Origin of the sequence: Microvirga aerilata (assembly GCF_016743775.1) — a bacterium.
GTDB lineage: Bacteria > Pseudomonadota > Alphaproteobacteria > Rhizobiales > Beijerinckiaceae > Microvirga > Microvirga aerilata.
In genome coordinates, this window is sequence record NZ_JAEQMY010000020.1 from 54,809 (window position 1) to 68,615 (window position 13,807).

The 13,807-nt window shown below is 64.8% G+C and carries 13 protein-coding genes; 8 read left to right on the forward strand and 5 right to left on the reverse strand.

Annotated elements, in window-relative coordinates; translation table 11 throughout:
* Window positions 1–424: 424 nt before the first annotated feature.
* Entirely contained in the window at window positions 425–1,252 is an 828-nt protein-coding gene (locus tag JKG68_RS15215) for an alpha/beta fold hydrolase (RefSeq protein ID WP_202060986.1), read from the reverse strand.
* Between the two features lie 304 nt (window positions 1,253–1,556).
* Between JKG68_RS15215 and JKG68_RS15220 the strand changes: the two genes are divergently transcribed.
* Genes JKG68_RS15220 through JKG68_RS15235 form a run of 4 tightly spaced genes read left to right on the forward strand, consistent with a single transcriptional unit; the run spans window position 1,557 to window position 5,934 of the window.
* Window positions 1,557–3,020 (forward strand): family 43 glycosylhydrolase, encoded by a 1,464-nt coding sequence (locus tag JKG68_RS15220; RefSeq protein ID WP_202060991.1) that lies wholly within the window; start codon window positions 1,557–1,559, stop codon window positions 3,018–3,020.
* A 30-nt stretch (window positions 3,021–3,050) separates the two neighbouring features.
* Window positions 3,051–4,043, forward strand: a complete 993-nt coding sequence (bla, locus tag JKG68_RS15225; protein ID WP_202060993.1) for a class A beta-lactamase — start codon at window positions 3,051–3,053, stop codon at window positions 4,041–4,043.
* A gap of 17 nt (window positions 4,044–4,060) precedes the next feature.
* Window positions 4,061–5,014, forward strand: a complete 954-nt coding sequence (locus tag JKG68_RS15230; protein WP_202060995.1) for a carbohydrate kinase family protein — start codon at window positions 4,061–4,063, stop codon at window positions 5,012–5,014.
* Window positions 5,015–5,022: 8 nt separating this feature from the next.
* Window positions 5,023–5,934 (forward strand): pseudouridine-5'-phosphate glycosidase, encoded by a 912-nt coding sequence (locus JKG68_RS15235; protein WP_281399134.1) that lies wholly within the window; start codon window positions 5,023–5,025, stop codon window positions 5,932–5,934.
* Here the strand turns inward: JKG68_RS15235 and JKG68_RS15240 are convergent.
* The 4 genes from JKG68_RS15240 to JKG68_RS15255 all read right to left on the reverse strand — a co-directional run bounded on the left by JKG68_RS15240 (window position 5,928) and on the right by JKG68_RS15255 (window position 10,660).
* A complete protein-coding gene (locus JKG68_RS15240; RefSeq protein ID WP_312890811.1) occupies window positions 5,928–7,178 on the reverse strand; it encodes an MFS transporter in 1,251 nt (416 codons plus the stop codon). The genes JKG68_RS15235 and JKG68_RS15240 overlap by 7 nt on opposite strands.
* Window positions 7,179–7,212: 34 nt before the next feature.
* Complete coding sequence (locus JKG68_RS15245; protein ID WP_202061001.1) at window positions 7,213–8,124, reverse strand: histone deacetylase family protein; 912 nt, start codon at window positions 8,122–8,124, stop codon at window positions 7,213–7,215.
* An 82-nt stretch (window positions 8,125–8,206) separates the two neighbouring features.
* Entirely contained in the window at window positions 8,207–9,643 is a 1,437-nt protein-coding gene (locus tag JKG68_RS34255; RefSeq protein WP_202061003.1) for a M20/M25/M40 family metallo-hydrolase, read from the reverse strand.
* 120 nt (window positions 9,644–9,763) lie between these two features.
* Entirely contained in the window at window positions 9,764–10,660 is an 897-nt protein-coding gene (locus JKG68_RS15255; protein ID WP_202061004.1) for an MYG1 family protein, read from the reverse strand.
* A gap of 211 nt (window positions 10,661–10,871) precedes the next feature.
* Here JKG68_RS15255 and JKG68_RS15260 point away from each other — a divergent pair, with 211 nt between their 5' ends.
* The 4 genes from JKG68_RS15260 to JKG68_RS15275 all read left to right on the forward strand — a co-directional run bounded on the left by JKG68_RS15260 (window position 10,872) and on the right by JKG68_RS15275 (window position 13,717).
* Window positions 10,872–11,084 carry a heavy-metal-associated domain-containing protein gene (locus tag JKG68_RS15260; protein ID WP_202061006.1) on the forward strand — a complete coding sequence of 71 codons (213 nt, stop codon included), beginning with the start codon at window positions 10,872–10,874 and terminating at the stop codon, window positions 11,082–11,084.
* Window positions 11,085–11,094: 10 nt separating this feature from the next.
* Complete coding sequence (locus JKG68_RS15265) at window positions 11,095–11,583, forward strand: DUF4396 domain-containing protein (protein WP_202061008.1); 489 nt, start codon at window positions 11,095–11,097, stop codon at window positions 11,581–11,583.
* A 33-nt stretch (window positions 11,584–11,616) separates the two neighbouring features.
* Window positions 11,617–12,000: a CopM family metallochaperone gene (gene copM, locus JKG68_RS15270; protein ID WP_202061010.1), complete on the forward strand. Its 384-nt coding sequence runs from the start codon at window positions 11,617–11,619 to the stop codon at window positions 11,998–12,000.
* Window positions 12,001–12,211: 211 nt separating this feature from the next.
* On the forward strand, window positions 12,212–13,717 hold the full coding sequence (locus JKG68_RS15275; protein WP_202061013.1) for a sensor histidine kinase: 1,506 nt from the start codon (window positions 12,212–12,214) through the stop codon (window positions 13,715–13,717).
* The last annotated feature ends 90 nt before the right edge of the window (window positions 13,718–13,807 follow it).

Here is a 13,807-nt window from a genome sequence, read left to right on the forward strand (position 1 = left end):
TTCGGCTCTTCCCTTTCATACCACAGCGAGCCGGGCTGCATCGCGCGCCACCCTCGTGTGCTCTTCAGGCTCGCAGCCCAAGGCTGCGGGCCCGAAGGCGCTGGATCTTTGACAAGCACACCATCAGCACCCCCCGCACGAAGCATGAGCGAAGATCCGGGAGCGCGAGCAGAATAAAGCACTGTCATCCCGGGGCTGCGCAGCAGAGCCCGGGATCCATAGCCGCTGACGATGCAGAAAGAGGCGCGACGCTGTTCGCCCTGTCCTACACCGTCGCGGTTATGGATCCCCGCCTACGCGGGGATGACAGCGTTGAGGATCCAGTACTTGATCCTGCACCCGATCCCGGACCGGCACACGCCGGCGGGCATAGCAGTGTCGACCGGGGGGTAGCGAGCCCTCCATCGTCCCTCCCGGGTCACTCCTAAGAACGCAGGAAATCCAGCATCAGCCGGTTGAGCTGCGAGGCATGCGTGGCTGCAAAGCCGTGCGGTGCGCCCTGGACCACCTCGAGACGGCTCCCGGCGATCATCTCATGCGAGCGCTGGCCCGAAACCTCCAGGGGCACGATACGGTCGCTGTCGCCGTGGATGACCAGGGTGGAAATCGTGATCGTCTTCAGGTCCTCGCGGAAGTCGGTGGTGCCGAAGGCGACGATGCACTGCTGGGTTCCGAGCGGCGAAGCACCCCAGGCGATCCACTTGCTGAAGGGGATCAGGTCGTTGCCGGCCTCGTTCAAACCCTGGTCGGCGTTGTAGAAATTCGGGAAGAACCCGTCGAGGAAGCCGATGCGGTCCTTCTTCACCGCGCCCAGCATGCCGTCGAACACCTCCTGGCCCACGCCGTCCGGGTTGTCGTCGGTCTTGAGCAGGAAGGGCGGTACGGCGCCGAGCAGCATGGCCTTCGCCACCCGATCCGAGCCGTAGCGTCCAAGATAGCGGGCCACCTCGCCGCCGCCCATGGAGAAGCCGGCCAGCACCGCATCGCGCAGGTCGAGATGCTCCATCAGGTCGTTGAGATCGGACGCGAAGGTGTCGTAGTCGTAGCCGCCCGCGGGCTTGCCGGATTCGCCGAAGCCGCGCCGGTCATAGGCCACGCAGCGATATCCCGCCTCCGTCAGCGCCGTGATCTGCTGTTCCCACATGCGGTGGCTGAGCGGCCAGCCATGGATGAGAACGACAGGCTGCCCCTGCCCCAGGTCCTGATAGTAGAGGTCGGTCGCAGGCGCGCCCGTGGTTTTCACGTATGGCATCGTGGTCTTCCCTTGTGCGGTGGATTTGGACGGGACAAATGGACTGAACTCCAGGCCCACAACAGACCTTGGAGCGCATTCCGTTTCGTCAAGCTCGCCCGGGCGCTTTCGCACGAAGGAGGCATCAGGGTTGCGGCCATCGCACGAGGTGGGCAAACCTCGTCCGGCCGAAGAGCAGGCCTCAGGCCTCTGCTCTGGGGGCAACGGCACCAGAGCTCCCGTTTGGAGTTGAGGAATGGGGTATCGGACGATAGCGGCCCGAGGGTGCCGGCATGCGCTTCGATCAGGAGCCGAAGGGGGATTCATGGACGGCAAGCAGAACGACGAGGTGAGGCTGAAGGCGCCGGCGCGGGCGCCCGTTCCGTTCGAGCTTCGCATCGCGCCGACGAATGGCGGGCACGTTTTCGACGTCGCCGGACCGGATCCCGCATCGGGCGGGACGGCGTCGCACCGGCATGAGCTCTCCGGCCGGGAGCAGAACGATTATCTCGCATTGTTCGAGGGGATTTCCCGCACCTTCGGCACCCGCCTCCCCCGCAACCGCCAGGAGAGCGAGCCGTCCACCTTCACGGCTCCCTACCGGGTGCTGCTCGACCGCAACATCGCGCCGGAGATCTGGTACGGCTATGGCGATCCCGCCGTCACCCGGGTTCCGGCCGAGCGGACCGGCGACGGCGACTGGTACTACCTGTTTGCCACCTCCAACGACGCGCCGAACTCGTTCCCGATCCTGCGCTCCAGAACCCTCGACACCTGGGAACTCACGGGCTTCGTGTTCCCGGAAGGCCGGAAGCCCGCTTGGGCCATGGACGGCGTGAATGTCAGCGACTACTGGGCCCCCGAGATGCACATGACGGAGGAGAGCTTCCTGGTGTGCTTCACGGCCAGGGAAAAGAGCGGCGCGCTGGCCATTGGGCTGGCGCGGTCCTCCAGCCCCGAGGGCCCGTTCGAGAGCGACGAGGCGCCCATCATCGGCGGAGGCGTGATCGATCCCCACCTCTTCGTCGGACGCGACGGGCGCTCCTTCCTGTTCTGGAAGGAGGACTCGAACGATGTCTGGCCGAGCCTGCTGAGCGCATTCCTGCACGATCATCCGGATCGGACAGGAACGCTCTTCCCCCTGTCCGAGGACCAGCGGACGGCCTCGCTCGCGCTCACGCTCTGGCCCTGGGTGAAGACGCTCGAGCCCATGGAGCGCTTCCTCGTGCAGCAGGTGCTGATCGAAGCGGTGGTGGCCGATTTCGCGGGCTTCCGGGAGCGCCTGCAGGCCCTGCTCGGCGGTGGAATGCCAGAAGCGGCCCAGGCCGGGATCCGGGGCATCCTCACCGCCCTGCGCACCCCGGTCTACGCGCAGGAGTTCGATCCTCGTACCCGCAAGCTCCTCGGGGAGCGCCGGATCGTGCTTGAAAACGATCAGGTGTGGGAGGCCCATCTCATCGAGGGGATTTGGGTGCTCGAACATGCGGGCCTCTTCTACATGTTCTATGCCGGCAACGATTTCTCGACGCCGGAATACGGCACCGGCGTTGCAGTCGCGCCGTCGCCGCTCGGCCCTTACCGCAAGATGGACCGCCCTCTCCTGCGCTCGTCCGCGGAGTGGGTCGGGCCGGGCCACCCCTCCGTCGCTCCAGGACCGGATGGAGCGCCATGGCTCTTCCTGCATGCGTTCTTTCCTGGGGAAGCCGGGTACAAGAAGTTCCGCGCGCTGCTCGCCGTGCCTTTGCACTTCGACCGGGAGAGCGTAACGGTTCAGCCTGCTTCCTCCTGAAGCAAACCAATCCTGTCATGGGGCAACGCAGTGATCCGTGTTCTCGGCCTTGTTTTCACGTTCATCCTCGCGGCCAACACCGCAGAAGCCGGGGGCCTGTCCGATCCCGAGGGGCTGCGGGCAAAGCTCCAGGCCATCGCCAGCAGGCACCCGGGCCGGGTCGGCGTCTGCGCTCAGGATGAGCGCTCTGCCCCGATCTGCGTCAACGGGGATCAGCGCTTCTCCTTGCAGAGCGTGATGAAGGCGATCACCGCAGCAGCCGCGTTGGATGCCGTCGACCGGAATGCGATGAAGCTGGAGGAGCCGATCACCGTGCGCCGGAAGGACCTGAGCGTCTACGCTCAGCCCATTGCCGAAATGGTGGCAAAGCACGGACAATTCGACACCACCATCGGAGACCTCATCCGCCGCGCCGTCGTGCAAAGCGACAACGCCGCGGTGGATAACCTTGTGGCGCGCCTCGGCGGACCTGAGGCGGTTCAGGCCTTTCTCAACCGAAAAGGCATCACGAACCTCAGGATCGATCGCGACGAGCGTCACCTCCAGGCCGAAACCATAGGGCTCGCCTGGAAGGCCGAATACGCCGATCCGAAGCGCTTCGCCGAAGCCCGGCAGGGGGTTCCGAAGCAGGCTCGCGACGCAGCCTACGAGGCTTACCGCAAGGATGAGCGGGACACGGCAACCCCGAAGGGCATGACCTCGTTCCTCCACGCGCTCATGACGGGACGCCTGCTCTCCCCCACTTCCACCCGGCACCTCTTGGATGTGATGACCCAGACGGCCACGTTCCCGGACCGCCTGCGCGCAGGCGCCGCTCCCGGCTGGACGGTCGCTCACAAGACGGGCTCGAGCGGAACCTGGAACGGCATCGCGGCGGCGACGAACGATGTCGGCATCCTCACCGCTCCCGACGGGGGAAAGGTCGCGATTGCGGCCTTTGTCGCCGATTCGAAGGCTCCGTCGAAGGACAGGGCCGCCGCGATAGCCGCCGCCGCTCGGGCGGTCACCGCCTCCTACCGGTAGAGCGAAGGACCCGACCCATGGAGCCGGAGGCAAGCAGGGTGGTCTGCATCGGCGGGGCTGCCGTCGATCGCAAGTACCGCGCCTTGGATCCGGTCCGGCCGGGCACCTCCAATCCCGTCACATCCGAGCGCTCGTTCGGCGGGGTGGCCCGCAATGTGGCGGAGAACATCGCGAGGCTCGGCGCCCAGGTCTCCCTGGTGACGATCCTGGGCGACGACGAGAATGGCCGCGCCGTTCTCGAAGACCTGAGGCGCCTGCATATCGACGCGGGGCATGTGGCGATCCTGGGCGAGCATGCCACGGCGGAATATATTGCGGTCCTGCAGCCGGATGGCGATCTGGCGTTCGGCCTCGCCGACATGGCGATCTTCGACAGCCTGACCCCTGCCCTGCTCCGCGAAGCCCTGGCCGATCTTTCCTCCGCATGGATCTTCGCCGACTGCAACATGCCGTCCGAGACCCTGCACGAGTTGATCCGCCTCGCCCGCCGGCAACCGACCATGCTGGCGCTCGACGCGGTCTCGACCCCGAAGGTGATGCGCCTGCCACGGGATCTCGCAGGGGTCGGGGTGCTGTTTCTCAATCGCGACGAGGCGCAAGCCTTTCTGGGCCATCCCAGCCCCTCGCCTGAAGCGGCAGCCGAGGAGCTCCTCGCCCGTGGGGCGCAGCGTGTCGTCCTGACCCTTGGGGCGGAAGGCCTGGTTGCAGCGGATCGATCCGGGCCCGTGCGGATCGGCGCAGTCGAGGCGCAGGTGGCCGATGCGACGGGCGCAGGCGATGCCTTGATCGCCGCCACGCTCGTGGCGATGCTGAACGGCCGCTCCCTTGCGGAGGCCGCCCGGCTGGGCACCGCGGCGGCGGCCCTGACGGTCGAGAGCACGGCCAGCGTCCGGCCCGATCTTTCCCTGCCGTTGCTGGAAACCGCATTGTCGCGTAGAGCCCACCGATCCTTTGAACGCGAGCCCGGATGAGTCACCCCATGGTCAGCCAGTTTCTCGATATCGCTCCCGAGGTGCAATCGACCCTGAGCCAGGGCGGAGCCGTCGTGGCGCTCGAATCCACCATCATCACCCACGGCATGCCCTATCCGCAGAACGTGGCGACCGCCCGCGAGGTGGAGGCCGTGGTGCGGGAGAACGGGGCCGTTCCGGCAACGATCGCCATCATCGGAGGACGCATCAAGATCGGCCTCTCGCCCGAGGAGCTCGAGTGGCTCGGCACAGCCAAGGACGTGATGAAGCTGAGCCGCGCCGACCTGCCCTACGCGGTCGCCTCCGGGCGCCATGGGGCGACGACGGTAGCCGCCACCATGATCTGTGCCCATCTGGCGGGCATCCGGGTCTTTGCTACGGGGGGTATCGGCGGCGTGCACCAAGGCGTCGAGGCCACCATGGATATCTCGGCAGATCTCGACGAGCTGGCCAGAACCCCCGTGGCGGTGATCTGTGCAGGCGCCAAGGCCATCCTCGACCTGCCGCGGACACTCGAATATCTCGAAACCTGCGGGGTGCCGGTCGTGGGCTATCGCACGGACTGCTTTCCGGCTTTCTGGAGCAGGACGAGCGAGCTGCCGGTTCCCCTGCGCCTCGACAGCCCGGAGGCAATGGCCGACCTCATCCGCACCAAGGAGGCGCTTGGGCTCGAAGGCGGCGTCCTCGTGGCCAATCCGGTTCCGACCGCCCATGAGATCCCGGCCGACGAGATGAGAACCTTCATCGACGCCGCCGTGGCCGAGGCGAAAGCCCGCGGCGTGGCGGGCAAGGCGGTGACGCCCTTCCTGCTATTCCATCTGTTCGAGAAGACCGGCGGACGAAGCCTTGCCACCAACATTGCGCTGGTAAAGAACAACGCCGCCTTGGCCGCGCAGCTTGCCGCCTCATTGTCTCAATGATCCGTGCGGGCTCCTAAACGACGGTGAATGTGGACCGCCAGGATCGTGGCGGGGATCAGCGCAACCGCACAGAGAGCTGCACTGACGAGAAACAGGCGTCCGCCGAAGCCGGGATACAACAGGCCGCCACCGTAGATGAAGACGGCCGCCAGCAGGCCCGTACAGGCCGTGTACAACCCCGTCCCGGTCGAGAGAATCCGAGGGGGCATGCTGGCGCTCATATAGGCGGCGACTCCAACCTGCGTGAGCCCGAGTGTGGCCCCCTGAAGCAGCTGAACCAGGATGGCCATGGGCAGCTCGCCGCTCAGGCCCAACAGCCCCCAGCGCAGGACGCCGCCGCCGCATGCGGCAACGATAAGGATCCAGGAAAAGCGGCGCGTGACGAGATGGCTGAACTTGAAGACCACGATCTCCACCGTCACTCCAAGCGCCCACAGCAATCCGATCACCATGGCCGAATGGCCGGCTGCCAGCCAATAGAACGTGCTGTAGGTGTAGAAGACACCGTGACATGCCTGTGAGATGGCGGCGCTGCCCAGCAGCAACCCGAAGCCCGGCACCCGCAAGACCTTCGTCATCGGCGCGGACGGCGCCGGCTGCCGGGCTCTCTCCTCCCTGTGAACGGGGAGAGCGCAGGCGGCCAAGGCTTGTGCGGCGTAGGCGCAGGACAGCACCACGATGATGGCCGTAGGGCCCGTTCTGTCGACCAGGATGCCTAATACAGGCGAGAGGGCAACGACTGCGGAAGAGCCCCAAGACCGGATTCGTCCGAAATTGAGATCAAGCCGCTTCATGTTCGCCAGAACGATGGATTCGCTCAAAGGAATGAGACTCGACGAGAAGAGGCGAACCGAAAGGTAGATGGCCAGGATGACCGTGAAGCCCTCAGCCATGAAGTTGAACAGCGATATCAGGGCTGTTGCCGAGCCAAGGACGATGAGCAGCCTCTCGCGCCGGCCTGTCTTGTCGGCGATGATCCCGACGATGGGGTTTGCCACGATGGCAAGGACCGACCCGAGGGAGAGGCAAAGACCAACGTCGGCCTCGGTCAGCCCCTGAGACCGCAGCCACAGCGGAAAAAGCTGATCAAGACCGCAATCGGCGCATACAGGGTGACGTAATAGGCATTGAAGATAAATGCCGGCCCCAGCATGGCGGTCTCTCCCCTCGACGCCATGGCCGGCATTCACGCCCCAAAGCTTTCTGAAGCACCTATTATCGGTCGGGGCCCCATGAAGGGGCACTATCCAAACAGGGAGGATCGCCTGGGGAGTGGCCTCAATTTCCTCCCTCGCTCCAGGCTGTCATCGCCTCGAAGACGATGGCATGCCTGTGGGCGAGCGCGTCGATATCAGCGGAATAGCCGCCGCCGATCACGGCGACCAGGGGGATGTGCCGGGTGCGCGCCTGTTCGACCACATAGCTGTCGCGGCGGCGAAGGCCCTCGTCCGAGAGAGACAAGCGTCCGAGCTTGTCGTCACGATGCGGATCGACGCCCGCGTTGAGAAAGACGAGATCGGGCTCCAGGGCGTCGAGAAGGCGCGGCAGATGGGCCTGGAGGACGCTCATATAGGCGGCATCCTCCATGAGGTCCGGCAAGCCGATATCGAGATCGCTCGGGATCTTGCGAACCGGATAATTCTTCTCCGCATGCATCGAGAAGGTGAAGAGATCGGGCTCGTCCCGCAGGCAATCGGCCGTTCCGTCGCCCTGGTGCACGTCGAGATCGACCACGAGCGCATGCTGGATCGTGCCCTCGTGCTTGAGCGCCTTTGCCGCGATGGCAACATCGTTGAACACGCAAAAGCCTGCCCCCGTCTCCCGTTGCCCATGGTGGCTGCCGCCCGCGGTGCTTCCCGCAAGACCGTGCTGGAGCGCCAATCGGGCCGCGAGCAGCGTCCCTCCGGCGGAGGCACGGGCGCGGCGTGCCACACCTTCGTCGATGGGAAGGCCGATCCGCCGCTCGATCTCGCGCGGAACAGAGCAGGTCAGCACCTGCTCCACGTATGCGTGGTCGTGGGTCAGGGCGATCAGCTCCGCCGACGCCTCCTCCGGCACCACGAAGCCGTTCGGCGCCAGCCCCTTTTCCGCCAACACCTCCGCCAGGCGTCCATACTTTCTCATGGGAAAGCGATGGCCGTCCGGGAGCGTGGCCTGATAGGCGGGATGGGAAACGATCGGTACCTGCATCGCAGCCATTCTAAAATCCGAAACCTGTCAGCTTAAATGCCTAAAGCGGTCATAGGGCCATGATCGGCATGGCCGGGCGGGCCTATCGGTCCGACGGGGTGGCCGGCGCGAGCCGACCCAAAATATGGGTGAGAGCGTCGGTCATCTGTCCCAGCACTTGTCGGTTGACATTGAGAGGGGTGTCGCAGGCCTCATGATAGCAGGGGTCGAAAGGCTGTCCGGCCTGCCCGCCGAACCGCTCCGCATGAGCACCGTTCTTGGCGTTGCCCGCTCCCGTGAACAGGCCGATGGTCGGGATGTCCTTGGCCGCGAAGGCTGCATCGTCCGAGCCGAAGCCGCGCTGATAGCTCGTGCGCTCCTCGATGGGCAGGCTCCGTGCGCCGAAGTAATCCCTGAGCGCCTGGAGGGTGCTTGCCGCCTGCGCGGTCTTGTCCGGATGGGTCAGCTGGACGAAGCGCCCGAAATTGGGCGATCCGACCATGTCGAGGTTGATGTAGAGGTGGACACGGCGACGCTCCTCGTCCGGGAGCGTGTCGAGGTGGTGCCGGGAGCCGACAAGGCCGCGCTCCTCCGCGCCCCAGAAGGCAAAGCGGATCGATGCAGGAGGCGCAGGCTCCCCTGCAAGGCGCAGAGCAGCCTCCAGCACGGCAGCCGAACCGCTGGCATTGTCGTTCATGCCGGGTCCCTGGGATACGCTGTCCAGGTGAGCGCCCACCATCGTCAGGGGGCCGCCCGCCTCCCCTCGCTCGGCAATGACATTTCGCGTGGAGCGGATGCCCGTCTCGACCTCGATCTTGAGGCGGGCCTTGCTGCGAACCGGATCCCGGGCCGCATCCGCGAGCCTGCGTCCCACCTCCGTGGTTACGCCAAGCACCGGAATGGAGGCGAGCGTGGCCAGACGCCCGCCGAAGACCCCTGCCTGGCCCTCGGTCCCCTGGTTCATGATGATGACGCCGGCCGCTCCCGCCGCCTGCGCCTGCTCAACCTTGGTCTGGAATGGGCAGGTGCCTCGCCGGACGAGGGCAATGTGGCCGGGTGCGAATCCGGCAAAGTCCTCGCTCTCACAGGCGCTTGTCGACGTTTGCAGGGCCTCTTCCGCCAAGCCGAGATCCACCGGCTGAAGAGTGGCCGTCACGTCGCCCGAGCCCGAATTCATCAGGGTGCGCATCGTCTCGCGGGAGGGGCTGAACGCGTTGGAGCCCTCAGGCTCGGAGACGAGGACGGGAGGGGAGCCCTCCTCGAAGAACGGAAACGTGAACTCCTCGAACCGCACGGCGTAGCCGGCCCCGCGAAGCTGGTCCGCGACGTATTCAGCAGACCGGTCATAGCCTGGCGTGCCGGCGGCCCTGTTCCCCTTGTGAGCCGCCGCAATATCCTGCAGCGCCTTAACGTGGCGATACGGATCCACATCGACTGAGGTCGACGCCAAGGCGGCATCGGCTCGAGATGCGGTCGTGCCGGCAAGAACAAGGACGGTTGCAATGGCTGTTCGACAGGCGCTCAGGACCGGAGGTGACACGCGGATCTCGCTCAAACCCGCCCGCAGACACGTGCGGGCTCAAGCAAGATCGGGCTTCCCGCCACGCGAGCAAGTGCGGCTTTTGCGAGCTCACACAGACGTGAGACGAGCGGATCGGCCCTAACCGGTCCCGCCTGCCGCTATCGCCATATGGGCGAGCCGGAGAGCCGACTGCCGCGAGCGCGCACCGCATATGAAGCCCCCCGGATGGCAGAAGACGCCATCCTCGACACCGGCCGCCTGGGAGAAGGCAGCGTCCTGCAGCCCGCGCCAGGCCTCCGGCAGGGACAGCCTTTGACCGAAGGATCCGAGCTCGGGCGGTACGGTCCGGCAATACCAGGACGTGAGGTCCTCATTGGGGTAGACGACGAAGAGCAGATCCTGCAGGCCGCCGGTAAAAACGGCTTTTTCCCAGGGCAGCTTGCGGTCGAGGACGATCACCCGCGGATCTTGCGCCTGTCGCGCCGCCGTCAGCACCTGCGACAGGGCCTGCGCCTCCGCATGGGCCTGCCGGCATGCCCGAACCAGAATGCCTCGTGCAAAGCCGGCCGCCTCGAGGAAAGCCTCGTCATAGGACTGCGCACTGTTCCAGGTTGGATTGAAGGCTTCGATCAGCAACGAAAGGTGGCCTGAACTCACGGGAGCGACGCCGTTGTCGGCCTGATCGATAGCCAGGATGAACTCCTGGTCGATATCCTGCCAGACGGTATCGAGTGCTTCATCCTCGATGCCGGGAGCGAGCTTGGGCAGGGCCTCCCGCCCGTAATCGCGCCAGATTAGGCCAACCGAGCTGTAGGGGGTGCCGTCGGAACGCCTGGGCAGGTCGCGCATATGATGATCGTAGCGCCCCTTGCCCGGCTCGTAGACCGCGCCGACATCGAACACGATGTCGGCCGCGTCGATCACCGCAGCGTCGCGAGTTCGAGCGAAATCGAAGCTCCCGAGAGCCTCGCGCAAGACGGAGAAGGCGAAGACATCGTCGGCGTGGAACGTGCCGCTATGAGTTACAACCTTCATCCTTGTCTCCCCCGGCTTATGCCGGCCATGGCCCAACTCAATTCCGCTCCCCATCCGCGATAGCAGAGCCTTGAACGGAACATAAGCCACAACTCGGCCCGCTCTCCTACTCCCCCGTCATATAGCTCTCATGCCCTTCAATCATTCGCTTGACCTTTCCACGATGGGAAGGTGCAAAACTCTGGAACCTTGGAAATGAAGGATTCCGCAAATGCACCAGTTTCTCGTTCCGAACATGACCTGCGGCGGCTGCCTTGGCTCGATCACGCGTTCGCTCCAGAAGCTCGATCCGCAAGCCGAAATCGAAGGCAATCCGCAAACCCGGAGCATCAAGGTTGCGTCGGCGAAGACGCAAGCCCAATTGCTGGCGGCTTTGAGCGATGCCGGATATCCGGCCCAAACCCTTCCGCAACAGGATACATGAGGAGGCCGCCATGGCAGCCGATGCTCATTTCCACCATCATGGCGCCCCACCATCGACGGCAGGCTTGAACCGCGTGGCTTTCAGCGCGACCGTGCACTGCCTCACGGGTTGCGCGATCGGCGAGGTTATCGGCCTCATGATCGGTACCGCCCTCGGCTGGGGCACGGCGCCGACGATCGTGCTTGCCGTCGCCCTCGCCTTCCTGTTCGGCTACGGCCTGACCATGCTGCCCCTCCTCCGCAGCGGTCTGCCGTTCGGCACGGCTCTGGGCCTCGCCCTAGCGTCGGATACGGCTTCGATCACCATCATGGAGATCGTCGACAACCTGATCATGCTGGCGGTCCCTGGCGCGATGGATGCCGGGCTCTCAAGCCTCTTCTTTTGGGGGAGCCTTGCCGTCTCCCTTCTCGTCGCGGGCGTCTTCGCCTTCCCGGTCAACCGCTGGCTGATTGCCCGCGGACGAGGCCACGCCGTGGTGCATGCCTTTCACGAGCACTGACCCCACATCTTCATTCCCTTAAGGAGAACGATCATGAAGACCTCTTCCCTTGTTCTTGCCGCCGTGATCGGGGTTGTCCCCTCCCTTGCCCTGGCGCAGGCCAACCATGGGGGGCATTCGGGCCATTCCACCCCAGCACAGACGGCGCAGACCCCTGACAATCCTGCGATTAAGGGCTATCGCCAGGCTAACGAGACAATGCACCGCGCCATGGACATCACCTTCAGCGGCGACGCCGATGTGGATTTCGTCCGCGGCATGATCCCCCACCACCAAGGCGCCATCGACATGGCGAAGGTCGCTCTCCAGCACGCCAAGGATGAACAGATCCGCAAATGGGCCACCGACGTCATCCGGGAGCAGGAGCGCGAGATCGCCGAGATGCAGGCCTGGCTGAAAAAGAAGGGCGTTCAGTAGGCAACGGCCCCGCTTCAGCAGCGGCCGTGACTCTGCTCATCGCCGCTCGGCCGCTCGATGGGCAAAGGTGGTAGATGCCTCAAGGGAGTTCGTGGATGCCTTTGCAACCCCTCGGAGCCATGCACGTTATTCGTGGATCGCCAAGCCGCCCCTGCCCAGGGGTGGCTTGATCCCATTGTAGCGTTTTCCATCAACCATCGAGCCGCGGGGAATGAACCAGCAAGAGACCGCCATCCTGAGCCGGGACGATCTTCTCAAGCGGCTGGCCGATCTGGAACGGGAGAACCGAAAGCTTCGGGCGCAGGCCGAACGGTCGAGCGACGGGCAGAGCGCGGCAGCGGACACGAGGATCCTCACGCTTCAGCAGGATCGCAACTCGCTGCGCATCAGCGAGGGCTGGCTTCGGGCTTTGGTGGAGAGCGCAACCGATTACGCCATCATTACCCTCGACCTGAGGGGCCATGTCACGAGCTGGAACACCGGCGCCCGCAACATTCTCGGCTGGGACGAGGCGGATGTTGTCGGTGAGTACACGGACTTCTTCTTCAACGAAGAAGACAGAAAGGCCGGAGCCCACGAAGACGAGATGCGGGAGGCCCTTGCGGCGGGGCGGGCGGAAGACGAGCGCTGGCATCTGAAGAAGGATGGATCGCTCTTCTGGGCCAAGGGCGTTCTCATGCCCTTTCGTGACTCCGAAATGCTCGGTTTCCTCAAGATCCTGCGAGACCGCACGGAGGAGAAGCAGGCCGCTCAGCAACTGCATAACAGCGAGGAGCAGCTTCGCGAGATCCTGGAAAGCATCTCCGATGCCTTCTACGCCGTCGATCGCGACCTGCGATTCACCTACATCAACCGGAAGGCGGAGGAGTGGTGGGGGCGCCGGCGGGAAGAGATGATCGGGAATGTCTATCCCGAAATCTTTCCGCAGGTCGTCGGCAGCGAAGTCTACAATGCTCACCTCAAGGTCATGGAGGAGCGGCTGCCGTTTCACTTCGAGGCGGTATCGCCGATCCTGAACCACTGGATCGACGTTCACATCTACCCGACCGCCGAGGGCGGCTTGTCCATCTATTTCCGCGACATCACCCATCGAAAGAAGGCCGAGGAGCACCAAAGGGTCTTGATTCACGAACTGAATCACCGCGTGAAGAACACCCTCGCGACGGTTCAGTCGATCGCGTCGCAAACCCTGCGCAATGCCTTCACCATGTACGAAGCCAAGGAAGCCCTTGAGAGCCGCCTGTTCGCTCTCTCCCGCGCTCATGACGTGCTCACCCGGGAGAACTGGGACGCCGCGAACCTGCACGAGATCGTCTCCCAGGCGGTCGAGCCCTACCGCAGCTACGGCAGCCGCATTCAGTTTGCGGGCCCCACGGTGCGCATTCCACCGCGCATGGCCCTTGCGCTTGCCATGGCGTTCCAGGAGCTTGCCACCAACGCCGTCAAGTATGGCGCCCTGTACAACGAGCATGGGCAGGTGGGAATTCGGTGGACTCTCGACAACAGCAGCGATCCTCCCTGTCTGAAGCTGCGCTGGGAGGAGACGGGTGGCCTTCCGGTCAGGATGCCGGAGCGCCGCGGGTTCGGAACCCGGTTGATCGAGCGCAGCCTGGCCCATGACCTGAACGGGACGGCCGAGATCAGATTTGCCGCCACCGGTGTCGTGTGCGAGATCGCCGCTCCCGTTGTCAGGGACGAAACGATCTCCATGACCTGATGCTTGTCCCTTGAGAGGTACCGGAGCTTTCCTCCATGACAGTGTCGAGAATCTCCCGCGTCGTGGTACAGGGTCCGGCCGCACACTTGT